Below are 23,090 nucleotides of genomic sequence, written 5' to 3' on the forward strand. Positions count from 1 at the left end.
GACGGGATCGGCGGACTTGACCCGGCGCCGCGCCCAGCGCAGTTTCCGCCCCTTATAGAGCAGCGGCCGGCGAAAGACTCCAGTGTCCGACGCCCGCCGCGCGGTTTGGCGTGATTGCGCCGGACGGTATCGGGAGACTGGAATGGCGGGTTTGGGCAAGACGGGGGGCGGCAGCCTGTTCACCGTGGTGAGCGCCACGACGCTGGTCGCCACCCAGGCCATTGCCACCGCCATCGCCGCCGGCTGGGCCCTGGCCGGCCTGATGCACCTCGGCGATATCGGCGAATACGCCCTGATGGCGCTGTTCGGCCTCGTCGCGCTCTATATCTCGGTGAAGTACTTCCGCCGCGCCTATCAGGTGGAGATGTCGCTGAACTGAGCCGTCTCACGGCTGCCAGCGCGTCACCACGTCGGCGAGCGCCGGGCGCGGGCGGTCGTCCGGACGCGTCGCCGGTCGGCCGATATGGATGAAGCCGGCCACCTTCTCCCCCGCCCCGACCCCCAGCAGCGCCGCCGCCGCAGGGTCACGCCCCGGCCACTTCAGCAGCCACAGCGCGGAAAAGCCCAGCGCCGTCGCCGCCACCACCAGATTCATCGCGGCCGCCCCGGCGGAGAGAATCTGGTTCAGCTCGGGGATCTTGGCGGCCGGGTCCGCCCGGCTCACCACCACCACGGTGACGGGCGCCCGCATCAGATAGTCCCGCCACATGCGCGCCTTGTCAGGCGCGAGGCCCGGATTCTGCGCGGCATAGAGCGCATCGAGCCGCGCCCCGGCCGCTTCGCTCGCCGCCCCCTCGATGACGATGAAGCGCCACGGCACCAGCCGGCCATGGTCCGGCACCCGCGCGGCGATGGCGAGCATGCGGTCCAGCTCCTGCGGCGTCGGGCCGGGGTCCAGCAGCGCCCGCAACGGCAGGGAACGGCGTGTCTCCAGCAGATCCAGCGTCCCGGGAAAGACCGGCACATCCGCCAGCGGCGTCTGGTAGGCCGCCGCCGCGCCATGGCCGTGCGGGGGCGATGCGGCCTCACGGCCGGGGGATCGGGATTCGACGGCTTCGGCCATGGCGGCCTCCTGAAGGGCAGGCGCGGGAACGGCCAATGGGGCGCCCACTTGAGTCCCCATGAATAGATGCACCGCCGCAAAATAGAACGAGGTACAATCAAACTAGAAGTCTTCGCGTCGCCGCCGGGGGCGCCCATCACCTGCCGAACGGGCGGGTCCGGACGGACGGGACCCCCGCGCGAGATGCTGCGCAACAATCTCGCCGCGCCATCGCCCAACATTCATGTACCAAAGCGGGAGAGATGTGTTAGTCTGGATGTTGGTCGGAGCCGTGCGCCCGAGTGCGTGGGCATGTTTTCCGACCTGTCATATAGGCTGCGAGGCGAGACGCGGGTGGCTGGAACAGGCGTTGTGCGAAGGCGGAATTTAATACGCCCGAAGCGTGCAAGTTAAAGTGTGGCACGAAGAAACGCATCATTGTCCGGCAGTGGTGGATGGCCCTAAGCCAAAATTGGCGACTGACCTCAACGGAAATACACATGAGCCGTAACCGAGACTTCCGAGAGCCGCGCCGCCGTGGCTTTGATGACGACTTTGCGCCGCCGCGTGACCGCGGCTTCGGAGGGGATCGTCCTTTTTCCTCGCCCAGCAGCAGCTTCAGCGCCCCCGCCCCCTCCGGCCCGACCATCGACGCCACGGTGAAGTGGTTCAACCCTGAGAAGGGTTTCGGCTTCGTCGAGCTGTCCGACGGTTCGGGTGACGTGTTCCTGCACGCCCGCGCCCTCGAGGCCGCCGGCCAGGAAAGCGTGCCCCCCGGCTCCAAGCTGTCGGTGCGCGTCGGCCAGGGCCAGAAGGGCCGTCAGGTCACTGAAGTGCTCGAAGTCGACACCTCGACCGCGGAAGCCGCTCCGGCCCGCCGCAGCTTCGGCGACCGTGCCGGCGGCGGTGGTTTCGGCGGTGGCGGCGGCTTCGGCGGCGCCCCCCGCGCGGGTGGTGGCCCCCGTGCCGCGACCGGCCCCACCGAAGAGCGCGTGGGCACCGTGAAGTGGTACAACCCCGAGAAGGGCTTCGGCTTCATCGCGGTTGAGGGCGGCGGCAAGGACGTGTTCGTGCACGTCACCGTCATCTCCCGTTCCGGCCTCAGCGACCTCGCCGAAGGCCAGCGCGTTGTGGTGCAGGTGGGTCAGGGCCCCAAGGGTCCCGAAGCCCGCGGCATCGAGCTCGCCGACTGATCTCGCAGATCCCTTTGCCGCCGGCCGGTTCGTCCGGGCGGCGGTGAAGAGCAATGCAACCAGCGGTGCCGGGCGCAAGCGCGGCGCCGTTTCCGTTTTTGCAGTTTCCGTTCCGCAGGCGCAGCCTGGGAGCGATGCCGGAGTTCAATACCACCATGGCGCAACAGGCCGAGGCTGACCTCGCAAGCCTTCTCGATCGCCTCAAGGCGGCCCAGCGCGAGCTGGTCCTCACCGCAGCCAAGGGCTCCACCCTTCCCTCCGATGGCATGCTGCGCAAGATTTCCGAGCTGGAAGGGGCCATCGCGGCCACCGAAGCCCTCATGCAGGAAGAAGGCGTGCGGCGCTGAGCCGTCCGGCCGCCGGTCCCTGATCCTCCCCGAATCCGCTGCGAGTTGCCCCGGCTAACGGCCGGGTGGACCTTGGCCGCGCGAGCCTGTAGCGTGCACCGCAACAAAAGGGCGGGGCGGAAAGGCACGGGTCGGGATGCTGGCGCACAGCACGGGCGCATCGGGATCAGGCGCAGTTTCCAGCGAATACGAGCGTTCCAGCGCCTATGAGCGCCGGCGCCGCGCTTTCCTCTGGATGGTGCCGGAGCGCTACAATATGGCGGTGCACGCCTGCGATGCGATCGCGGCGCAGCATCCGGACCGTCCCGCGCTCTTCCTGCCCTCGGGCGACGGCTTCTCCCCGGTCTCCTACGGCGCGCTGGCGCGGCTCTCCAACCGGCTGGCCCATGCGCTCGTCGCCTCCGGCATCCGGCCCGGCGACCGGGTGGCCATTCTGCTCCCCCAGTCGCTGGAAGTGCTCGTCACCCATCTCGCCGTCTACAAGATGGGCGCCATCGCGGTGCCTCTGGCCGGCGCGTTCGGCGTGGATGCCATCGCCTACCGCCTTCTGGATTCCGGCGCCCGCGCCCTCGTCACCGACGATGCCGGCCTCGCCAAGCTGCTCGCGCGGCCCGAGGCGCTGGATCTCGTGGTCAATGTGGACGGCCCGCGCGACGGCGCCGTCGGCTTCTCCGCTCTGGTGGAGGCGGCCTCCGACCGCCCGCTTCCCATATCCTCCGGCCCGGACGATCCGGCGCTGATGATCTACACCTCCGGCACCACCGGCCAGCCCAAGGGCGCGCTGCACGGCCACCGGGTGCTGTTCGCCCATGTGAGCGGCGTCACCTTCACCCATGAGGGCATCGGGCAGGCGGGCGACCGCATGTGGACGCCCTCCGACTGGGCCTGGGCCGGCGGGCTCCTGAACACCGTGCTGCCGGCGCTGGCGCTGGGCGTGCCTGTGGTGGCGCAGCCGCGGGGCAAGTTCGATCCCGAAGCCGCCTTCGCTCTGATGAAGCGCGCCGAGGTGCGCAACGTCTTCATCCCGCCCACCGCGCTGCGCATGATGCGGCAGGTGCAGAACCCGCGCGAAAAGTTCGGCTTCGCGCTGCGCACGGTGGGCTCGGCCGGCGAGGCTCTGGGCGCCGAGACGTTCGACTGGGGTCGCGAGGCCCTCGGCGTGCCGGTGAACGAATTCTACGGCCAGACCGAATGCAACTACGTCATCGGCTCCTCGGCCGCGCTGGGCGTGGCCAAGGCCGGCGCCACCGGCAAGGCGGTGCCCGGCCACGAGGTGGCGGTGCTGGGCGAGGACGGGCGCATCCTGCCGCCCGGCCAGATGGGCCAGATCGCCGTGCGCACGCCCGACCCGGTGATGTTCCTCACCTACTGGAACCGCCCCGAGGCCACCGCCGACAAGGTGAAGGACGGCTGGCTCCTCACCGGCGATCTCGCGACGCGGGACGAGGAGGGCTATTTCCACTTCCTCGGCCGCGACGACGACGTCATCACCTCGGCCGGCTACCGCATCGGCCCGGCGGAGATCGAGGACGTGCTCCTGAAGCACCCCGCCGTCGCCATGGCCGCGGCCGTGGGCAAGAAGGACCCGCTGCGCACGGAGATCGTCAAGGCGGTCATCGTGCCCATGCCCGGCGTGGAGCCCACGCCGGAGCTGGAGGCGGAGATCCGCGACTTCGTGCGCACCCGGCTCGCGGCCTACGAATATCCCCGCGAGATCCAGTTCGTGGACGAGCTGCCGCTGACCACCACTGGCAAGGTCATCCGCCGGATGCTGCGCGACTAATAACGCCTATGCCTTGTACTGCTTCGCCAGCGCCTCGGCGCTGCGGGCGAACAAAGCGGCATCCACCCCCACGGCGGTGAACACCGAGCCGGCCGCCATGTAGCGACGGGCCAAAGCCTCGTCGCCCACCACCAGCACGCCGCCGCGATTGCCGGCGGCCCGGATGCACCTCAGCCCGTCCTCGATGGCGTCCACCACCTTCGGGTGGGTGGGCTGGTGCAGCAGGCCCATGGAGGCGGAAAGGTCGCCGGGGCCGATGAAGACGCCGTCCACGCCCGGCACGGCGGCGATCTCCTCCACCTTCTCCAGCGCCTCCATGGTCTCCACCTGCACCAGCACGCACATCTCGTCGGCATAGCGGGTGAAGTAATCACCGATGCGGCCGAAGCGGGTGGCGCGGGAGGCCACCGCATAGCCGCGGATGCCATCCGGCGGATAGCGCGTCGCCGCCACCGCCGCGCGGGCCTCCTCGGCGTTCTGCACCATGGGGATGAGGAAGCTCTGGGTGCCGATGTCGAGGAAGCGCTTCAGCGTCACCGCATCGTTCCACGGCACCCGCACCACCGGCTGGGTGGCGTAGCCCACCATGGACTGGAGCTGGTTGAAGACGTTGGGCAGCTCGTTGGGCGCGTGCTCGGTGTCCAGCACCAGCCAGTCGAAGCCCGCGCCGGCGAGGATCTCCGAGACATAGTTGGAGGGCACGGCGCACCACAGCCCGATCTGCTGGGTGCCGGCATGGAGCGCGCGCTTGAACGGGTTCTCGGGCAGTTGCATGGCGTTTCCTTCGGGGGATTTTTATTGGGGCGAAGCCTCACTCCGGCCGCAGCATAGCCGGCACCTCCTCGCCCAGCACCATGCCGGCGAGCATTTCGCCCAAAGCCGGGGCGAACTTGAAGAGGTGGCCGCCGGCGAAGAAGTCCACCGCGCCCCGCCGCACCACTTCCAGCCGCTCGGATTCCCACGGCGCGCCGTCGTCGGGATGCTCCAGCGAGGTGGAAACGCAGCTCTCGATGGTGAAGCGCGACGTGTCGAGGCCGGGCAGCGTCTGCGCCGCCAGCGCCAGCGTGTGCTCGATCACCTGGTCGGGATGGCCGCCGCCGCTGCGGTCGGTGTCGCTCGGCTCCAGCCCCACGGCGAACAGGCCGTCATGCAGGGCCGGCAGGCCGTAGGTGTAAAGCACGCCGTGGCGGTGGTCGCTCTTGTCGCGGAAGGAGACCATGGGCCGCGCGGCGAGATCGCCGGTGATGGGGAAGAGCAGGCGCTGGTGGACGCTGTAGACCTGCGGCACCTTCACGCCCATGGCGCCGGAGAGCACCGGCGTCTGCATCCCCGCCGCCACCAGCACGCGCCGCGCGCGGTAGATGGCGCTGCGGGTGGAGACCAGCACATGGCCCGACCGCTGGGTGAGGCCCAGCACCGGCGTGTGCTCGTGCAGCGCATCGCCCAGCGTGCCGGCGAGCCATTCGATGCTGTCGCGGGCGCGGATGGTGCCGGCCTCCTCCTCCAGGATCACCGACTTCGCCCAGGGCCGATGCACCGGCAGCAGCTCTTCCTGCTCGGCCGGGGAGACGAAGCGGACCTTCAGATCGAGCCCGGCGAGGCGCTTCAGCTCCGCCTCCGCCTGCTCGACGATGAGGAAGGAGCCGGTGCGCTCGATCAGGGAATGGCCGGCCTCTTCCTCCCAGCGCGCCCAGCCGGTGCTGGCCTTGCGGGCGAGCCAGAGCATGCGCGGATCGTTATAGGCCGCGCGCATGATGCGCGAGCCCCCGGCCGACTGGGCACCCCCCGCCGCACCCGCATCGAAGCAGCGCACGGAGATGCCGAGGCGCGTCAGGGTGTGGGCGACCGACAGGCCGACGATGCCGGCGCCGACGATGGCGATCTCGGTGTCCTCGAACGGCAGGCGGGCGGTCGATGCGGGCATGGGGGCTCCTCGCGATTCGGCACTCGATCCCTCGTAACATGCTGGCCACGGCCACGCTTTGCGCGCTGCAGCAGGTTTTCCCCCACTCCCCACCCCGCACCTTCGGTGCTATCCAAGGCGTCCTTTTTGAACGCGGCGCGCGAGACGCCGCGCGCCCGAGGATCTGCCGGCCATGCTCACCACCAATCCCGCCTTCGACCGCATCGGCGAGGAGAACGCCTTCGCCGTCCTCGCCCGCGCCACGGCGCTTCAGGCGGAGGGGCGCTCTATCCTCAACCTCGGCATCGGCCAGCCCGACTTCCAGACGCCGGCCCACATCGTCGAGGCGGCGGTGAAGGCGCTGCGCGACGGCCAGCACGGCTACACGCCCTCGGTGGGCATCCTGCCGCTGCGCGAGGCGGTGGCCGGCGACCTGAACCGCCGCTATGGCGTCGAGGTGGACCCGAACCTCGTGACGATCGTGCCCGGCGGCAAGGTGACCATGTATGTGGCCATCCGCCTGTTCGGCGAGCCCGGCGCGGAGATCCTCTATCCCGATCCCGGCTTTCCCATCTACCGCTCCATGATCGAGCATACCGGCGCGACGCCCATCCCGGTGCCGATCCGCGAGGAGAACGGCTTCGCCTTCTCGGCGGAGGAGACGCTGGCCCTCATCACGCCCAAGACGCGGCTGCTCATCATCAATTCGCCCGCCAACCCCACCGGCGGCGTCACGCCCGCGTCCGAGATCGACAAATTGGTTAAGGGCCTCGCCGCCCATCCCCACGTCGCGCTCATGTCGGACGAGATCTACGACCGCTTCCTCTTCGACGGAGAGGAACACCGCACACTCCTCGCCTATCCCGAGATCCGCGACCGGCTGATCCTGCTCAACGGCTGGTCCAAGACCTACGCCATGACCGGCTGGCGCCTCGGCTATTCCATCTGGCCGAAGAGCCTCTACGACCAGGTGCGCAAGCTCGCGGTGAACTGCTGGTCCTGCGTCAATGCCGCGACACAGTATGCCGGTATCGCCGCCCTCGAAGGTCCACAGGATGCGGTGTTCGCCATGACCGCCGAGTTCGACGCCCGCCGCCGCATGGTGGTGGAGGGGCTGAACGCGCTGCCCGGCGTCACCTGCGCGACGCCCAAGGGCGCCTTCTACGCCTTCCCCAACATCACCGGCACCGGCTGGACCGCCGCCAAGAAGCTCGCCTCGGCCCTGTTGGAGGAGGCGGGCGTGGCGGTGATCGGCGGGCCGGATTTCGGCGTTCATGGCGAGGGCTATTTGCGCCTCTCCTACGCCACCTCGCGGGAGAACATCACCGCCGCGCTCGGCCGCATGGGCGATTTCCTCGCCGCCAACCGCAAGGTGGCCTGAGGCGTGGGGGCGGCGCGGCGGTGGACGGGCCGGCGGGCGCTTCTCGCCCTCGCCCTCGTGCTGCTGGCCTTCTCGCCCGTGCTGCTGGTGCTGACGCGCCCGCCGCGGGAGGGTCCCGCCCCCATGGTCGCCCCCGCTCTGCCGGAGCCCGAGCCGGAGCCGGCCGTTCCGGCCGATGCGGACCTGCCGCCGGGCCCGTCCCAGGCGCGCCAGGCCACTGCCCGCGCCGACGGCGATGCGGCGACGCCGGAGCGCTGGAAGGTGGTCGTCTCCTGCCCGCGCGAGAAGGTGTCCGGCGGGCAATACAATCGCTGCCTCTATGACGTGACCCGCACCTCCGAGCAGGCGCTGGAGGCGGAGCTGGCCAACGCCTTCACCGTCATCGAGGCGCGCACCGACCTGCAAGGCACCCAGCGCGCCCGCTGGAAGACCCAGCTCGACGAGGCGCAGTCGCGCTTCCTGCTGTTCCGCAATCTCGACTGCCAGGGCGTCGCGCCGTTCGAGGGGCCGCGCGGCATCGGCAATTTCGAGCAGCGCTCGCTCTGCCTCATCGCCGCCAATCGCGGCCGCGCCGCCGATCTGCGCGCCCGCTACGGCACGCCCCAGCCCGAGGGCGCCACCGACGCCGCCAAGCCCGGCCCCAGTGGCCCGGCGCCGCGCGACGGCACCTGGACCCACCCGGTGCCGCCGCCGGTGGATTGAGCCTTTCCCTATGATAGGGTCCGGCGCCCGGCGCAGGGCACGATAACGGAGGCACCCGTGGCGAAAGTGGTCTGTGTGGGCGAGGTGATGGTGGAACTCGCCCGCGGTTCCGACGGGCGCTTCGGCCTCGCCTTCGGCGGCGACACCTTCAACACCGCCGTCTATCTCGCCCGGGCCGGCGTGGACGTGGCCTATGCCACCGCCCTCGGCGACGACGCCTTCTCCGGCGACATCCTCGCCCTCGGCGCGGCGGAGGGCGTGGACATGAGCCTGATCCCGCGCGTCAACGGCAAGGTGCCCGGCCTCTATCTCATCACCACCGACAATGCCGGCGAGCGCAGCTTCCATTACTGGCGCGACACTTCCCCCGCCCGCGCCCTGTTCGAGGCGGACGGCTGGCAGGAGGTGGCGGCGGCGCTGGTGGGCGCGGGCGCGGTCTATTTCTCCGGCATCACCCTGTCGCTCTATTCCAACCAGGGGCTCGGCCGCTTCCTCGCCGCGCTGGAGATGGCGGGCGGGGCCGGCGACAGCCGCTCAGGTCCGCCGGCCTGGCGGGTGTTCGACGGCAATTTCCGCCCGCGCGGCTGGGGCGGCGATCTCTCCCGCGCCCGCACCGTGTTCGCCGAGGCGCTGAAGCGCTCCTCCATGGCGCTGCCCACCTTCGAGGACGAGGCGGCCCTGTGGGGCGATGCCTCCCCCGCCGCCACCATCGAGCGCATCACCACCTACGGGGTGAGCGAGGTGGTGGTGAAGAACGGGGCCGGCGGCGCGCTGGTCCATGCCGAGGGCCGCACCGTGGAGGTGCCGGTGGAGCGCACCGTCTCCCCCCTCGACACCACGGGCGCCGGCGACAGCTTCAATGCCGGCTATCTCGCCGCCCGCATCGCCGGCGCGACGCCCGAAGCCGCCGCCCAGGCCGGCCACCGCCTCGCCGCCGAAGTCATCATGCACCGCGGCGCCATCATCCCCCGCGCCGCGCAGGAGGGCGCGACGGCGCATTGAGGGGCACAAATGCGAAAGATGACCAAGCGCAAGCCGGCAGGGGTCGGCGAAATCCTCACCGAGGAATTCATGGAGCCGCTCGGCCTCACCCAGGCGGCGCTGGCCGAGGCGATGGGCGTTCCGAGGAAGCACGTCAACGAACTGTGCAACGAGCGCCGCTCGGTCACGGCCGCGACGGCGCTCATTCTGGCGCGGGTGTTCGGCAACAGCGCCGATTTCTGGCTGAACGTCCAGCGCCGCACCGATCTCTGGCAGACGCTGAACTCGCCGGAGGAGCGGGCGCGGATCGAGCGGGCGAAGCCGTTGGCTCCGGCCGCCTGATCCCTGGCCACCCAATATCCGAGGCGGCGCGCCGCCTCAGATGGTCTGGTTGTATTCGCCGATGCCGGGGTGCTGACGCAGCACGCCGTCGATCTCCGTGAACATCTCGCGCATGCGGGCCTCGGAAACCGGGCTTTCCACCACCACCACAAGCTCGGGCTTGTTGGAGGAGGCGCGCAGCAGGCCCCAGGAGCCGTCCTCGCAGGTGACGCGCACGCCGTTCACCGTCACGAGGTCGCGGATCTTCTGGCCGGTAACGGTCGCGCCTTCAGCCGCCAGCTTCTCGTAATGCTCCACCACCTTGGCGACGACGCCGTACTTGGCTTCGTCCGCGCAGTGGGGGGACATGGTGGGCGAGGACCAGGTCTTGGGCAGCGCCTCACGCAGCTCGGAGAGCTTCTTGCCGGGGTTGCGGTCCAGCATGTCGAGCACGGCGATGGCGGAGACGAGGCCGTCGTCATAGCCGCGGCCCACAGGCTTGTTGAAGAAGTAGTGGCCGGACTTCTCGAAGCCCACCAGCGCACCGGTCTCGTTCACCCGGCGCTTCATGTAGGAATGGCCGGTCTTCCAGTAGTCCGCCTTCACGCCGAGCTTGATCAGCTCGGGGTCGGTGGCGAACAGGCCGGTGGACTTCACGTCCACCACGAAGGTGGAGTTGGGATAAAGCTTGGCGAGGTCGCGGGCGAGCAGCACGCCCACCTTGTCGGCGAAGATCTCCTCGCCGGTGTTGTCCACCACGCCGCAGCGGTCGCCGTCGCCGTCGAAGCCGAGGGCCACGTCCGCCTTGTGCTCCAGCACCGCGTCCCGCATGGCATGGAGCATCTCCATGTCCTCGGGGTTCGGATTGTACTTGGGGAAGGTGTGGTCCAGCTCGGTATCGAGCGGCACCACCTCGACGCCCAGCGCCTCGAGGATCTTCGGGGCGAAGGCGCCGGCCGTGCCGTTGCCGCAGGCCACCACCGCCTTAATGGGGTGCTTCAGCTTCGGCCGGTTGGTGAGGTCCTTGATGTAGACCTCGGGGAAGTTCTCGACGAACACATAGGCGCCGCCGCCCTTGAGGTCGAACTTAGCCGACAGAACGATGTCCTTCAGCCGGCTCATTTCGTCCGGGCCGAAGGTGAGCGGGCGGTTCACGCCCATCTTCACGCCGGTCCAGCCATTGTCGTTGTGGGAGGCGGTGACCATCGCGACGGCGGGAACGTCCAGCGCGAACTGGGCGAAATAGGCCATGGGCGACATGGCGAGGCCGATGTCGTGCACCTTGATGCCCGCCGCCATGAGGCCGGAGACCAGTGCCAGCTTGATGGAGGAGGAATAGGAGCGGAAGTCGTGGCCGGTGACGATCTCGGGCTTCACGCCCATCTCGTGCATCAGGGTGCCCAGGCCCATGCCGAGGGCCTGCACGCCCATCAGGTTGATTTCCTTCTGGAACAACCAGCGGGCGTCATACTCCCGGAAGCCGGTCGGCTTCACCATGGGCTCGGACTCGTAGGCGTAGGTATTGGGCGTCAGGACCGGCTTCGGCGTCGGGAACATGGGGACCATTCCTCCGCAGGCACGCAAAATTTCGCGGTCGCGAGATAGCACGGATTCGTGACCGAACGAACGGCTGCGCTTGGGATTAGTTCCCCTCGCGGCGGCAGCACGGTGACGCCGCCGTGGCGGTCACGCGATCTTCCGTGTCATTTCCGGGAGCATGGTGCCCTCTTCCCGCGCCCGCACGTGCCAGGCGAGGGCCTCCTCGATGATGTGCGGGGTGTGCCCGCCGCGCGCCATGGCCCGCTCGAAATAGTCTGACAGCGCATCGCGATAGAGCGGATGCACGCAATTGGCGATGACGACGCGCGCCCGCTCGCGGGGGGCCAGCTCGCGCAGGTCCGCGAGGCCAACCTCGGTGACGAGGATGTCCACGTCATGCTCGGTGTGGTCCACATGGCTCACCATGGGCACCACCGAGGAGAGCGCGCCACCCTTGGCGATGGACTTGGTGACGAACACCGAGAGATAGGCGTTGCGGGCGAAATCGCCGGAGCCGCCGATGCCGTTCATCATGTGGGTGCCGCCCACATGGGTGGAATTGACGTTGCCGTAGATGTCGAATTCCAGCGCCGTGTTGATGCCGATGAGGCCGAGGCGGCGGATGATCTCGGGATGGTTGGAAATCTCCTGCGGCCGCAGGATGAGGCGCGACTTGTAGTCGGTGATGCACGGCATCACCTGGTCATACTTCGGCTTCGACAGGGTGATGGACGAGCCCGAGGCGAAGTTCAGCTTGCCGGCGTCGAACAGGTCGAAGGTCGAATCCTGGAGCACCTCGGAATACATGGTGAGGTCTGAGAACGGGCTCTCGATGAAGCCGTGCATCACCGCGTTGGCGATGGTGCCGATGCCGGCCTGCAGCGGCTGTAGGCGGTTCGTCATGCGGCCGAGCTTCACCTCGTGCTTCAGGAATTCCATGAGATGGCCGGCGATGGCGGCGGTCTCGGGGTCCGGCGGCAGCACGTTGGAGGCGGAATCCAGCTTCCGCGTCACCACGATGGCGGCGATCTTCTCCGGGTCGACGGGAATGAAGGGCAGGCCCACCCGGCTTTCCGGCGTCACCACCGGGATCGGCTCGCGGAACGGGCGGCGGGTGGGGATGTAGATGTCGTGCAGCCCCTCCAGCTCCGCCGGCTGTGTGAGGTTGATCTCGACGATGACCTTCTTCGCCAGGATGGCGAAGGTCGCCGAATTGCCCACCGAGGTGGTGGGAATGATGCCGCCCGACGCGGTGATGCCCACCGCCTCGATCACCGCCACGTCGATGGGGCCGAGCTGGTTGGTGCGCAAATGCTCCACCGTCTCGGACAAATGCTGGTCCACGAACATCACCTCGCCGGCGTTGATCGCCTTGCGCAGGGCCGGGTCGGACTGGAACGGGATGCGGCGGGAGAGCAGGTGCGCCTCCGCCATCTGCTTGTCCAGGTCGTTGCCCAGCGAGGCGCCGGTGATGAGGGTGATGCGCAGCGGCTCGCCGCGCGCATGGGCGGCATTGGCGCGGGCGGCCAGCGCCATGGGCACGGCCTTCGCCTCGCCGGCGCGGGTGAAGCCGCTCATGCCCACGATCATGCCGTCGCCGATGAGCGCCGCGGCCTCCTCGGCCGGGACGATCCTGTCACGCAAGGACGAGAGGCGGATGCGGTTCTCGGGCATGTCGGCAATTCCGTCGTGGAGACAATCCCTTGCGCATAGCGAGGCGCGCAGGGCCACCGGAATTCGACTTAAAGGGAAGGCGGCTCAGGCAGTGATGGCCACTGGCAGGCCGAAGCCATCGCGCTCCGGCGGATCGGGGAAGCGCAAGGCGTTGCCCTCGAACACTCTTTTGGCGGTCACGGCGCAGGCGCAGGCATCCACCAGATCGTCGAGCCCTGCGCCCAGCGCAGCCGCGGTCTTCCCATTTAGCAGATCGATTGGCACGCCGGCGCGGGCGAGGAGGCCGATGCGCAGGTCGAGACCGGGCGGGTACGGCCGGCTCTTCACCTTCTTCGCCACATCGAGCGGCGCGCCGTTCATGATGCGGAACGACACCTCCGGGTGGCACTCGACGAGGCGGTCCCGCAGCTCCGCCCGGCGCAGCAACAGTTCGTCCAGCTCGGTGATCTTGGGGAAGAGGTTGAAGCACTGGATGGAGACCTTGCGCGGCGGGCTCGAATGCGCGAGCGCCGCGGCGCAGGCGGCAGCGAAGCGTTCCCGCTCGTCTCCCGGCCCCAGGCCGGCCATGACAGCCGCCCGGGCCGGCACGGCGAAAACAGAGGATTGCCGCGCGCCGAGCAGTGGCCGCACCGCCCGCTCCGCGCTGCGCCCGCCGATCTCGCCGGTTTCCGGCAGGCCGATGGGCATGTCCACGCAGGCGATGGCGGGAGCGTCCGGCGTGTCGAACAGCGCTTCCACCCGTGCCACCCGGATCAGGTCGAGCCGGCCGGCGCCGTCCCACCGGGCGACCACCCAGCCGCCGCGGCAGCCGTCGATGCCGGCGAGACGCAGGGTCATGCCCTCAGTCCTCGCCCGCCTTGGCCTTGGGCAGGGGGATGGTGGAAGGCTGCGGGATCGGCGCCGCGTAGTATTTGCGCTTGATGGAGCCGGTCTCGGGATTGCTGGACGCGGCGGACGACACCGGGATGCCCTGCGGCCCCACCTGCCAGCCCGGCGGCAGGCCGCCCTTCTGCGGCGCGGACGGCGGAGGCGCCGGCGGCGGCGCTGAGGCGCGCGCGGGGGCACCGCCCACGGCGCCGGGGGGATAATTGGAGGGCGGATAGTTCGAGGGTGGGTAGCTGGACGGCGGATATCCGGCTGGCGGGGGCGGTGCCGGCGAGGCGATGATCGGCGCCCGCGCGGCCTCGACCGGCGGCAGGGCGGGCGGCAGGGGCGGCGGCGGCTCGGCCTCGACCGGCGCCGGCTGCGGCGCGGCCCGCGGCCCGCCGAACAAGGTGGAGAAGAAGGAGGGCTGCTCCGCTGGGGCCGAAACCTGCTGCGGGGCCGGGGCATAGACGGGGGCAGCTTCCGCCGCCGGCGCGGTGGGCGCGGCCGACACCATCGGCGGCGCCTTGGTCGGCATGGGCGGGGCCGGCATCGGGCGCGGCGCCGGCTTGCAGATGGTCCGCCCCTTGGCGTGGCGCATCAGGTCCACATGGATGTGGTCGTAATGGAAGATGTTGGAGCCCGGCGCGAGCACCGTGGTGAAGCGCTCGCACGCCCCCGCCTGCACCTGGAGCAGGAAGCCGCGCTCCTCCGGCGTGCCCTTCCAGCCGTTCTTCACGCTGATCCAGCGGCCGTCCGCCGTGCGGAAGCCGCCGATATCGAGGGCGTTGCCAAACGCATGCTCGGAAATCTTGGCGTTGGGGTCGCCGTTCATGCCACGGCAGGAATAGGCCGACATCTGGCTGATGGCGACGATGGGCTGGCCGAGCCACGCCAGCGCCGCCGGCTGCACCACGTCCTGCACCCACATGTCCACCTGGTAGATCACTGGGCAGGCCAGCTTGCCGGCCGGCTCCAGCACCACATTCCCCTGCGCCAGCGCGCTCACGCGGAACGGGTGGTCCATGCCGCAGGCGCCGGGGCCCTGGACGGCGGGAAGCGGCTCCATGAAGACGGACGGGACCACTCCCTTGGCCGCAAGGCATTGCTCCTCGGCCTGGGAGCGCCACGAATCGCGCTCCTCCAGGCCGAAGCGACAGCCCGAGAGGGCGCCGGCCAGAAGGAGGAGGGCGAGGAAGATGCGGGGCGTGTCGCGCGACATGGCCCCACCTTGCGGAGCCCGCCTTGCAAAGGGGTTAAAGCACGCCGCCAAATACCGCAAAAGGAGCCGCAGCCCCTTGAAAAGACAGAACCCCACGCCCTTCCGCTACGCGATATCGCGGCGGAGGGATGGGGTTCGCAAGCGGGCGAAAATGGACGCGGACCGGCCGAGCGGCCGGTCGGGACCCTTGAACCTGGCGCGGCTGAATCTGGCGCGGCCTGAAGGGGAGAGACCTCCCCCGCCTCAGTCCTTGCCTTCAGTCCTTCTTGGGCTCGGCCTTGGCGTCGGCGTCCGGGGGTGCGGCGCCATCGGCGGCGCCGTCCGGCTCGCGTCCCTCGAAGGCCGCCTGAAGACGGGCGGCGAGGCTCTGCAGCTCGTCCGGCATGTCTTCCTGGGTGTAATCGTCGAACAGTTGGCGCAGCTCGCGGCCCAGCAGATCCTGACGGGCGGAGATGTCGCGGCGGTGAGGCGTTCGCATGCCGCCTGCCTCTTTCTGATGCTGCGTCGTCATGGGGGTGTCGAGGGGGCCTTGGAAGCGTGCCGATCGCATGGCGAGGGTCTTCTGACAGACGCGGGCGGCCTCAAGATGGGACACGTCCACGTGCGTTGCAATAAGGTTCTGAACGCGGGCCTCAATCACGATAGAGTCGCGACAGGTGTCCGGTATCAGGGTCGGTATGCGGGCCGGCCGCGTCCACGTCCGGTCCGTCATCCACGTCGTGCCGCTTGTCGGAGCCATCGAACGCCGCCTGGATTTCCTTGAGCAGGCGCCGCTCCTCGTCCACCACCCGCGCGCGGCGCGGGGGAAAATCGCGTCGGCTCTCGCCGGGGCCGAATTCCACCGGGTCATAGCCGTGCGGCGCGGCATCGAGGCCCGGGGGCAAAACCCCGCCGTCCCGCGCGTCGTCTTCCGGTACGTTACCCTGGGCGCCCGCGTTCCGCATGGCGGAGCCGCCCGGCAGGGGTTCGTTTCGCAATCCGCTCATCCGCGCCTCCTCCTGCGTCTCCAGATCGCCGAGAAAACGCGAGGGGTGGGGATTTGTTCCACGCCCGCGACTGGAAACGTCCCGGCCCTCGACGTGTGCGGGAATCAGCGCCGTGCGGGAACAAGCGGGGCCATTGGGCAGTTGACGATGCGCGTCACACTTCAACGCCAAAAGCTGAGCGATATCAAAAGTGTCTTCAGCGGGCGGCGCACGTCATTCGATCAATCAAAGGCAAGGAGACACGGCCATGCTGAGCTGGGCGATTACCTTTCTCATCGTCGCGCTGATCGCCGCGGTCCTGGGCTTCGGCGGCATCGCGGGTACGGCCATCGAAATCGCGAAGATCATCTTCTTCGTCGCAATCGTCCTGTTCCTCATCTCCGCGGTGATGGGCCTGATGCGCCGGGGTCGAGGCCCGGTCTGATCCAACCGAGGCGCAAAAAGAACAGGGCGGTCCGGAGGGGTCCCGGGCCGCCCTGAAGTCACTTGGAGATGGCTCCAGTGATACTTTGCTAAGGTAAAGGCACCGCTAACGCCCCCGCCCGGACCGTCGGGCCCCCCAAACAAAAAGGCGCCCGGTTGGGCGCCTTTCGGTTGTTCAGCAGTACCGTTTCGTGCCGCTCAGGGGCACTGCACGCGATAGCGGTTGCCGTAGGCGTCGCGCGCCCAGCAGGCGCGGGGGGTGGTCTCGGCGCCGATGATGGCGCCCGTACCCGCACCGATGAGGCCGCCGACGAGGGCGCCCGTGCCGGTGCCCGTGGCGGCGGCACCGATCAGCGCACCGGTACCGGCGCCGATCGCAGCACCACCCACCGCGCGATCCTGCCGCGAATATTCGCTGCAACCGCCGAGGGCGAGTGCCATCACGCCAATCATGAGAGCCGCTTTCATCTCGTTCTCCCTTGCCCTGCCGGCAGCATGCCGGACATCCATCCTGCGCCCCGCCCCGCATCGGGGCACGAGGGCGAAACAGCACGCCTGACCGCCCGTGGCGTCAGGCCCGCCGCACTAATCGACCACGGGCTGAGCCTTGCGCTCGTCCTCGCGGGCCGGACCGCGGGCGGACCGACGTCCCCGCGACGTAACGGCATATAGCACGCACCCCACCCCGACGCCCACCGCCACCGCCGCGACGATCACCGGCACCGCCGATGTTTCGGAACGGAAGGGGCGATGCGGCAGTGCGGGCAGGTGCCGGCGAAGGCTGTCCAGAGACAGGCTCGGCAGGGATTCCGCCCGCTCGGCCACCCAGTCCTGCGCATCGGATGCGACGTCTGAGGCCATCCGGCCCCACTCGCGCTCCCGCTTGTGGAACGACGACTGGAGATGGTCGAGTTCATCCCGCAAAGCCGAAAGGCGGCGGGAAAACCCGTCGGTCGAAGTCCTGTGCAAGCCGAGCATATGCTGTCTCCCGTGACGCCGAGACGAACGCTGCCGAACCGCTCCGGTTCCGCAGGCGAAGCCGGAGCCAAGCTGTTCGCCGCTTCCTGTGGCGGTATTGGGTCGAAGCGGAGGTGGAACCGTGGCGCCCCGGCGGCGTTACGTTACCGGAATTTGAAAAGGCCACGTCCGTGTTTGGAATGCTCAAGGGACCGTTTTTCGCGGTGGATTCAGAACTTCCGGGGGCCTTCGTGGTCCTCGATCCTGCGACTCACGCCTTCTTCCTCGATGTGGACGGAACGCTGATCGACATCGCCGAGCGACCTGAGGCCGTGGTGGTCCCCCCCGGCCTTCCCGAGACCCTGATGGCCCTCGCGGAGGGGGCCAATGGCGCGCTGGCGCTCGTCAGCGGACGCTCGCTCGCCTCGCTCGACGCGCTGTTCGGCGCCGACAGGTTCGCCGCTGCGGGCGTCCATGGCGCTGAAATTCGCCTCTCCGCCGGGGGGCCCTCCGATCGCGCGCCCGCCCTCGACGAGGACCTCAGGCACGCGCTGCGCGAGACGGCGGCCGAGTTCGAGGGCGTGTTCGCCGAGGACAAAGAATACGCGGTCGCCATCCACTACCGGGCACACCCGGAAGTCGCGCCGGTGCTGAAGCGCGCGCTGACCGAGGTGGTCGGCCAGATCAGCGGCATCGAGATCATGCCCGGCCATTGCGTGTTCGAAGTGCGCCGGAAAGGCATCGACAAGGGCGCCGCCGTCGAGCGCTTCATGGCCGCTCCCGCCTTCGCCGGCCGCCGCCCGGTCTTCATCGGCGACGACGTCACCGACGAAGCCGGCTTCCGGGCCGTGAATCGGGCGGGCGGCATTGCCGTCGCGGTCGGCGCGCCGCGCGACGGTGCTCACACCATTTTACCGGACCCGCGCGCGGTCCGTGCCCTCATCACCCACCTCGCGGCCGAGCCGCGACAACGAAGGAGGTGACCTCAGTGTCCCGCATCGTGGTCGTATCGAACCGAGTGGCCCTCCCCCAGAAGTCCGGTGCGCCGGCCGGGGGACTCGCCGTCGCCGTCAACGCCGCCCTCAAGGATCGTGGCGGCATCTGGTTCGGCTGGAGCGGGCGCATCGCACCGGACCCCTCCGATACGCCCCAGGCGACGAAACACGCGGGCGTCACCTATGCCGTGGTCGACCTCACCAACGAGGACTACCAGGAATATTACAACGGCTTCGCCAACCGGGTGCTGTGGCCGGTGCTGCATTACCGGGTGGATCTGTCTGAATTCTACCGCTCGGACCTCTCCGGCTACATCCGCGTCAACCGGATGTTCGCGGACCACCTGGAGAAGATCATCCGCCCGGACGACATCCTGTGGATCCACGACTACCACATGATGCCGCTGGCCAAGTATCTCCGGGAGCGCGGCCACAACAACCGCATCGGCTTCTTCCTGCACATCCCCATGCCGCCGGCGGACATCATCCAGGCCCTGCCGCAGCACGCCGACACCGTGGGGGCGCTGGCCCATTACGATCTGGTCGGCTTCCAGACCGAGGGCGACCGGGAGAATTTCGCCCGCTATCTCGAGACCCGCGGCGGCCAGACGACGCCCGACGGCAACGGCTGCGATATCGGCGGCCGGCGCGTGCGCCTCGGCACCTTTCCCGTGGGCATCGAGACCGGCGCCTTTGCGCGGCGGGCGCGGCACGCGAGCCGCACCCGCTTCGTGAAGGCGTTCGACGAGAGCCTCTCCGGCCGCAAGCTCATCATCGGCGTGGACCGGCTGGACTATTCCAAGGGCATCCCCAACCGGCTGGACGCCTACGACCAGTTCCTGCGCACCCAGCCGGACTGGCACGACCGCGTGACCTTCGTGCAGATCACGCCCAAGAGCCGCACCGACGTGCCCGAATATCAGGACATGGACCGAAGCGTCTCCCACCGGGCGGGGCAGATCAACGGCGCCTACTCGGATGTCTCCTGGACGCCGCTGCGCTATGTGAACCGCACCTATTCGCGCTCCGCCCTCGCCGGCTTCTACCGCCGCGCCGACGTGGCGCTGGTGACGCCACTGCGTGACGGCATGAACCTCGTCGCCAAGGAATTCGTCGCCGCGCAGGACCCGGCCGATCCCGGTGTTCTGCTCCTGTCCCAGTTCGCCGGAGCCGCGAGCGAACTCGGGAACGGGGCACTGATCGTCAATCCGCACGACACCGAGGGCGTCGCCGTCACCCTGCGCCGGGCGCTGGAGATGCCGCTGGCGGAGCGGCGCGAGCGCCACCGCCGGATGATGCGGGTGCTCGAAGAGCACGACATCAACCGCTGGGCCGAGGACTATCTGGCGGCGCTGGAACCGGACCCGCAGCCGGAGCGCCGCGACATCGCCCTGCCCCGCGCGGCGATGCGCAGCGTGGTGCGCCTGCCGGTGGGCTGGGGATCGAGCGCGCTGCCGCGCGGCGCATGAGGTGTAAGCGAACGGCGGGGATACCCCGCCGCTTTCCTGTTGGCGCCCGGCCGGCAAGCCTATAAAGAGGCTTCGGCTGCGGGCGTGGCGGAACTGGTAGACGCAGCGGACTCAAAATCCGCCGTCCTCACGGATATGTCGGTTCGAGTCCGACCGCCCGCACCATCTTTCCTCGCGCGATGCCGCCCGCCAACCCATCGCGCGGGTTCGCCTCCGCTCCGCTCTGGCGCACCAATCCCTTCATCCCGTCAGTGCGTGTTGGCACGATCCGCGATGGCCGCGAGGCCGGCGCTGGCGCAGGCCTCGTCCTTGTCGCCGCCCGGTGCGCCGCCGACGCCGATGGCGGCGACGATCTCGTTGCCGTGCATGACCGCCACACCGCCCGCCAGCGCGATCACGTTGGGGATGGTGGTGAGCGAGGAGCCCGCGCCGCCGGGATATTTCGCGACGATCTCCGCGAACGCGCTCGACCGGTCGAACTTGAAGATCGGGCCGAGGGTCGCCACCGTGTAGGCCTTGCGGAAGGCGGTGTCCGGCGTGTGGACCGTAGCGTGATCCGCCTTCAGCGTGGCCTTCACGAGACCCGACGCATCGACCACTGTCGCCGTCACCGGCCAGCCCTTGGCCTCGCACGCCTTCACCGCCGCCGTCGCCGCCTCGACCGCGAGACCGAGGGGCAGCGCATATCCGCTGTAGCCCACCTGCGCCGCGGCGGGCACGGCCCAGCCGGTCGCCGCGAGCAGAAGGGCGGCGACCATCGTCCTTGCTTTCATGATGTGTCCTTTCGTGGCGTGCGCGCGGCGACGCTCTGTAACCTTTATGTTTATATTTTTACGGTTACATGATGACCGTAACTTGTCAACTTCGCCGAATGCGGTTTCACTCCTCCGGCGCACGCCCGCCTGAACCAAACCGCCCCGCCGGCATTGAATGCAGGACACAAGCGGGAGCGACTACGCCATGGCCGAGATGACGCTGGACGAAGTGGTGGAGAAGATGCGCGACATCGATTTCACCACCCTCTTCACCAAGAGCGAGGGCGGCGCGCTGGCCGGGCGGCCCATGAGCAACAACGGCGACGTGGACTATGACGGCAGCAGCTTCTTCTTCGCCAAAGAGGATGCCCGCGCGGTGAGCGAGATCGCCCGCGATCCCAATGTGGGCCTCGCCCTTCAGGGCACCAGCGGCATCCTCGGCCAGCGCCCCTTCTTCGCCACCGTGGAAGGCAAGGCGCAGATCATCCGCGACAAGACCGCCTTCGAGGCGCGCTGGACCGCCGATCTCGACCGCTGGTTCCCGGCCGGCATCGACACGCCCGGCCTCGTGCTCATCAAGGTCGAGGCGCAGCGCCTCCACTGGTGGAACGGCGAGGACGACGGGGAACTCGTCCTTTAGAGGACGTCCAACCCTTGCGCCGGGCGTCGCTCAGGGTGAAGACTCGCGGCAAGGAGGAGCCCCCATGGCCGCACAGCACATGCTCGACGCCCGCGTCGGCGAGATCACGGAGCGCATCGTCAGGCGCAGCCACGACGCGCGGCGCCGCTATCTCGACCGCATCGAGGCGGCAGCCCAGCGCCGGCCCCAGCGCCAGGCCCTGGGCTGCGCCAACCAGGCCCACGGCTTCGCCGCCTGCGGCCCCTCCGACAAGGCCATGCTGCGGGCGGGGGAAGGCCCTTCGCTGGGCATCGTCACCGCCTATAACGACATGCTCTCGGCCCACCGGCCCTACGAGCGCTATCCCGAGCTGCTGCGCGAGGCGGCCCGCGCGGCCGGCGGCGCGGCGCTGGTGGCGGGCGGCGTGCCGGCCATGTGCGACGGCATCACCCAAGGCGAGGCGGGGATGGAGCTGTCGCTCTTCTCCCGCGAGGTGATCGCCCTTTCCACCGCCGTGGCCCTCTCCCATCAGACGTTCGATGCCGCGGTCTTCCTCGGCATCTGCGACAAGATCGTGCCCGGCCTCGTCATCGGCGCGCTCTCGTTCGGCCATCTGCCGGCGGTGTTCATCCCCTCCGGCCCCATGACCAGCGGGCTGCCGAACAACGAGAAGTCCCGCATCCGCCAGCTCTATGCCGAGGGCAAGGTGGGCCGGGACGCGCTTCTGGAGGCGGAGAGCCAGTCCTACCACGGACCCGGCACCTGCACCTTCTACGGCACCGCCAACACCAACCAGATGCTCATGGAGATCATGGGCCTGCATTTGCCCGGCGCCTCCTTCGTTACGCCGGACACGCCGCTGCGCGATGCCCTCACCAAGGCGGCGGCGCAGCGCGCGCTGGCCATCACGGCGCTGGGCAACGATCACATCCCCGCCGGCCGGATGCTGGACGAGAAGGCGTTCGTGAACGGCATCGTCGGCCTCCACGCCACCGGCGGCTCCACCAACCACACGCTCCACCTCGTCGCCATGGCGGCGGCGGCGGGCATCGCCTTGAGCTGGGACGATTTCTCCGCGCTCGCCGAGGTGACGCCGCTGCTCGCCCGCGTCTATCCCAACGGCTCGGCGGACGTGAACCATTTCCATGCGGCGGGCGGCATGCCCTTTGTGGTGCGCGAACTGCTGTCCGCCGGCCTGCTGCATGCCGATGCCGAGACCATCCTCGGCCGGGGGCTCGAGGCCTATACCCGCGAGCCGGTGCTGGCGCCCGACGGCACCCTCGACTGGCGGGACGGGGCGACGACCAGCGGCGACGACAAGGTGCTGCGCGGCGTCGCGGCACCGTTCCAGGCCACCGGCGGACTCAAGGTGCTGGACGGCAGCCTCGGCCGGGCGGTCATCAAGACCTCGGCGGTGGCGCCGGAGCGCCATGTGATCGAGGCGCCGGCCAAGGTCTTCCATTCGCAGGAGGAGCTTCAGGCGGCCTTCAAGGCGGGCGAACTGACCGGCGATCTCGTCGCCGTCGTGCGCTTCCAGGGGCCGAAGGCCAATGGCATGCCGGAGCTGCACAAGCTCATGCCGCCCCTCGGCGTGCTGCAGGATCGCGGGCAGAGGGTGGCCCTCGTCACCGACGGCCGCCTCTCCGGCGCGTCGGGCAAGGTGCCGGCGGCCATCCATGTCACGCCGGAGGCGCTGGACGGCGGCGCCATCGCCCGCATCCGCGACGGCGACATGATCCGGGTCGATGCGGTGACGGGCCGGCTGGAGGTGCTGGTCCCGCCCGGCGAGTGGGCGGCCCGGCCCAGCGCCACGGCCGATCTCTCCGCCAACCATGTGGGCGTCGGGCGCGAGCTGTTCGCCCCCTTCCGCGCCGCCGTGGGCGAGGCGGAGAACGGCGCGTCGATCTTCGCGGCGGTGTGACGGGCGCGCAGGG

25 protein-coding genes and 1 tRNA gene are annotated in these 23,090 nt (G+C 69.4%); 14 read left to right on the top strand and 12 right to left on the bottom strand.

Annotation, left to right across the window (positions count from 1 at the left end):
* Window positions 1-142 precede the first annotated feature (142 nt).
* Complete coding sequence (locus tag A37E_RS0108345) at window positions 143-379, top strand: hypothetical protein (protein ID WP_029556184.1); 237 nt, start codon at window positions 143-145, stop codon at window positions 377-379.
* Between the two features lie 6 nt (window positions 380-385).
* Here the strand turns inward: A37E_RS0108345 and A37E_RS0108350 are convergent, their stop codons facing one another.
* Entirely contained in the window at window positions 386-1,063 is a 678-nt protein-coding gene (locus A37E_RS0108350) for a nitroreductase family protein (RefSeq protein ID WP_081837512.1), read from the bottom strand.
* Window positions 1,064-1,542: 479 nt separating this feature from the next.
* Here A37E_RS0108350 and A37E_RS27610 point away from each other — a divergent pair, with 479 nt between their 5' ends.
* The 3 genes from A37E_RS27610 to A37E_RS0108365 all read left to right on the top strand — a co-directional run bounded on the left by A37E_RS27610 (window position 1,543) and on the right by A37E_RS0108365 (window position 4,365).
* Complete coding sequence (locus A37E_RS27610; protein WP_029556186.1) at window positions 1,543-2,235, top strand: cold-shock protein; 693 nt, start codon at window positions 1,543-1,545, stop codon at window positions 2,233-2,235.
* A gap of 53 nt (window positions 2,236-2,288) precedes the next feature.
* A complete protein-coding gene (locus A37E_RS0108360) occupies window positions 2,289-2,582 on the top strand; it encodes a hypothetical protein (protein ID WP_245272188.1) in 294 nt (97 codons plus the stop codon).
* 136 nt (window positions 2,583-2,718) lie between these two features.
* Entirely contained in the window at window positions 2,719-4,365 is a 1,647-nt protein-coding gene (locus A37E_RS0108365) for an AMP-binding protein (protein WP_029556188.1), read from the top strand.
* A 6-nt stretch (window positions 4,366-4,371) separates the two neighbouring features.
* On the opposite strand, the gene A37E_RS0108370 is transcribed toward A37E_RS0108365, so the two are convergent.
* Window positions 4,372-5,139, bottom strand: a complete 768-nt coding sequence (locus tag A37E_RS0108370) for an aldolase/citrate lyase family protein (protein WP_029556189.1) — start codon at window positions 5,137-5,139, stop codon at window positions 4,372-4,374.
* 37 nt (window positions 5,140-5,176) lie between these two features.
* Window positions 5,177-6,289: an FAD-binding oxidoreductase gene (locus A37E_RS0108375; protein ID WP_029556190.1), complete on the bottom strand. Its 1,113-nt coding sequence runs from the start codon at window positions 6,287-6,289 to the stop codon at window positions 5,177-5,179.
* A gap of 172 nt (window positions 6,290-6,461) precedes the next feature.
* Between A37E_RS0108375 and A37E_RS0108380 the strand changes: the two genes are divergently transcribed.
* From A37E_RS0108380 to A37E_RS0108395, 4 genes are read left to right on the top strand one after another with little or no spacing between them, the layout of a single operon-like run.
* Window positions 6,462-7,649 carry a pyridoxal phosphate-dependent aminotransferase gene (locus tag A37E_RS0108380; protein ID WP_029556191.1) on the top strand — a complete coding sequence of 396 codons (1,188 nt, stop codon included), beginning with the start codon at window positions 6,462-6,464 and terminating at the stop codon, window positions 7,647-7,649.
* A gap of 3 nt (window positions 7,650-7,652) precedes the next feature.
* On the top strand, window positions 7,653-8,351 hold the full coding sequence (locus A37E_RS25875; RefSeq protein WP_051678880.1) for a lysozyme inhibitor LprI family protein: 699 nt from the start codon (window positions 7,653-7,655) through the stop codon (window positions 8,349-8,351).
* Window positions 8,352-8,408: 57 nt separating this feature from the next.
* A complete protein-coding gene (locus A37E_RS0108390; protein ID WP_029556193.1) occupies window positions 8,409-9,353 on the top strand; it encodes a sugar kinase in 945 nt (314 codons plus the stop codon).
* 18 nt (window positions 9,354-9,371) lie between these two features.
* Window positions 9,372-9,674: a HigA family addiction module antitoxin gene (locus tag A37E_RS0108395; RefSeq protein WP_038194089.1), complete on the top strand. Its 303-nt coding sequence runs from the start codon at window positions 9,372-9,374 to the stop codon at window positions 9,672-9,674.
* Between the two features lie 36 nt (window positions 9,675-9,710).
* On the opposite strand, the gene A37E_RS0108400 is transcribed toward A37E_RS0108395, so the two are convergent.
* From A37E_RS0108400 to A37E_RS0108425, 6 genes are all read right to left on the bottom strand, one after another.
* A complete protein-coding gene (locus tag A37E_RS0108400) occupies window positions 9,711-11,210 on the bottom strand; it encodes a phosphomannomutase/phosphoglucomutase (protein ID WP_029556195.1) in 1,500 nt (499 codons plus the stop codon).
* Between the two features lie 129 nt (window positions 11,211-11,339).
* Window positions 11,340-12,866: an acetyl-CoA hydrolase/transferase family protein gene (locus A37E_RS0108405; protein ID WP_029556196.1), complete on the bottom strand. Its 1,527-nt coding sequence runs from the start codon at window positions 12,864-12,866 to the stop codon at window positions 11,340-11,342.
* 84 nt (window positions 12,867-12,950) lie between these two features.
* Window positions 12,951-13,703 (bottom strand): DUF429 domain-containing protein, encoded by a 753-nt coding sequence (locus tag A37E_RS0108410; protein ID WP_029556197.1) that lies wholly within the window; start codon window positions 13,701-13,703, stop codon window positions 12,951-12,953.
* Between the two features lie 4 nt (window positions 13,704-13,707).
* On the bottom strand, window positions 13,708-14,952 hold the full coding sequence (locus A37E_RS25880; protein WP_051678881.1) for an extensin family protein: 1,245 nt from the start codon (window positions 14,950-14,952) through the stop codon (window positions 13,708-13,710).
* A 256-nt stretch (window positions 14,953-15,208) separates the two neighbouring features.
* On the bottom strand, window positions 15,209-15,430 hold the full coding sequence (locus A37E_RS26845; protein ID WP_156026267.1) for a hypothetical protein: 222 nt from the start codon (window positions 15,428-15,430) through the stop codon (window positions 15,209-15,211).
* Between the two features lie 154 nt (window positions 15,431-15,584).
* Entirely contained in the window at window positions 15,585-15,938 is a 354-nt protein-coding gene (locus tag A37E_RS0108425; RefSeq protein WP_024276682.1) for a hypothetical protein, read from the bottom strand.
* A 247-nt stretch (window positions 15,939-16,185) separates the two neighbouring features.
* Here A37E_RS0108425 and A37E_RS26390 point away from each other — a divergent pair, with 247 nt between their 5' ends.
* The gene (locus A37E_RS26390) at window positions 16,186-16,362 is read left to right on the top strand and encodes a DUF1328 domain-containing protein (protein ID WP_024276681.1); all 177 of its coding nucleotides are present in this window, start codon (window positions 16,186-16,188) and stop codon (window positions 16,360-16,362) included.
* 197 nt (window positions 16,363-16,559) lie between these two features.
* Here the strand turns inward: A37E_RS26390 and A37E_RS0108435 are convergent, their stop codons facing one another.
* Both A37E_RS0108435 and A37E_RS27160 read right to left on the bottom strand, forming a co-directional pair.
* Window positions 16,560-16,829 carry a YMGG-like glycine zipper-containing protein gene (locus A37E_RS0108435; protein WP_024276680.1) on the bottom strand — a complete coding sequence of 90 codons (270 nt, stop codon included), beginning with the start codon at window positions 16,827-16,829 and terminating at the stop codon, window positions 16,560-16,562.
* 117 nt (window positions 16,830-16,946) lie between these two features.
* On the bottom strand, window positions 16,947-17,339 hold the full coding sequence (locus tag A37E_RS27160) for a hypothetical protein (RefSeq protein WP_029556199.1): 393 nt from the start codon (window positions 17,337-17,339) through the stop codon (window positions 16,947-16,949).
* A gap of 230 nt (window positions 17,340-17,569) precedes the next feature.
* Between A37E_RS27160 and otsB the strand changes: the two genes are divergently transcribed.
* From otsB to A37E_RS0108455, 3 genes are all read left to right on the top strand, one after another.
* Window positions 17,570-18,301, top strand: a complete 732-nt coding sequence (gene otsB, locus A37E_RS27165) for a trehalose-phosphatase (protein ID WP_038194093.1) — start codon at window positions 17,570-17,572, stop codon at window positions 18,299-18,301.
* Window positions 18,302-18,306: 5 nt separating this feature from the next.
* On the top strand, window positions 18,307-19,782 hold the full coding sequence (otsA, locus tag A37E_RS0108450) for an alpha,alpha-trehalose-phosphate synthase (UDP-forming) (protein ID WP_029556201.1): 1,476 nt from the start codon (window positions 18,307-18,309) through the stop codon (window positions 19,780-19,782).
* Between the two features lie 78 nt (window positions 19,783-19,860).
* A tRNA-Leu gene (locus A37E_RS0108455) sits at window positions 19,861-19,947 on the top strand.
* Between the two features lie 83 nt (window positions 19,948-20,030).
* On the opposite strand, the gene A37E_RS0108460 is transcribed toward A37E_RS0108455, so the two are convergent.
* The gene (locus A37E_RS0108460) at window positions 20,031-20,555 is read right to left on the bottom strand and encodes a heme-binding protein (RefSeq protein WP_029556202.1); all 525 of its coding nucleotides are present in this window, start codon (window positions 20,553-20,555) and stop codon (window positions 20,031-20,033) included.
* A gap of 187 nt (window positions 20,556-20,742) precedes the next feature.
* On the opposite strand from A37E_RS0108460, the gene A37E_RS0108465 reads away from it, so the two are divergent.
* Window positions 20,743-21,177 (top strand): pyridoxamine 5'-phosphate oxidase family protein, encoded by a 435-nt coding sequence (locus A37E_RS0108465; RefSeq protein ID WP_029556203.1) that lies wholly within the window; start codon window positions 20,743-20,745, stop codon window positions 21,175-21,177.
* A 64-nt stretch (window positions 21,178-21,241) separates the two neighbouring features.
* The gene (gene edd / locus A37E_RS0108470; protein ID WP_029556204.1) at window positions 21,242-23,077 is read left to right on the top strand and encodes a phosphogluconate dehydratase; all 1,836 of its coding nucleotides are present in this window, start codon (window positions 21,242-21,244) and stop codon (window positions 23,075-23,077) included.
* The last annotated feature ends 13 nt before the right edge of the window (window positions 23,078-23,090 follow it).

The organism is Xanthobacter sp. 91, from assembly GCF_000702385.1.
Lineage (GTDB): Bacteria > Pseudomonadota > Alphaproteobacteria > Rhizobiales > Xanthobacteraceae > Xanthobacter > Xanthobacter aminoxidans.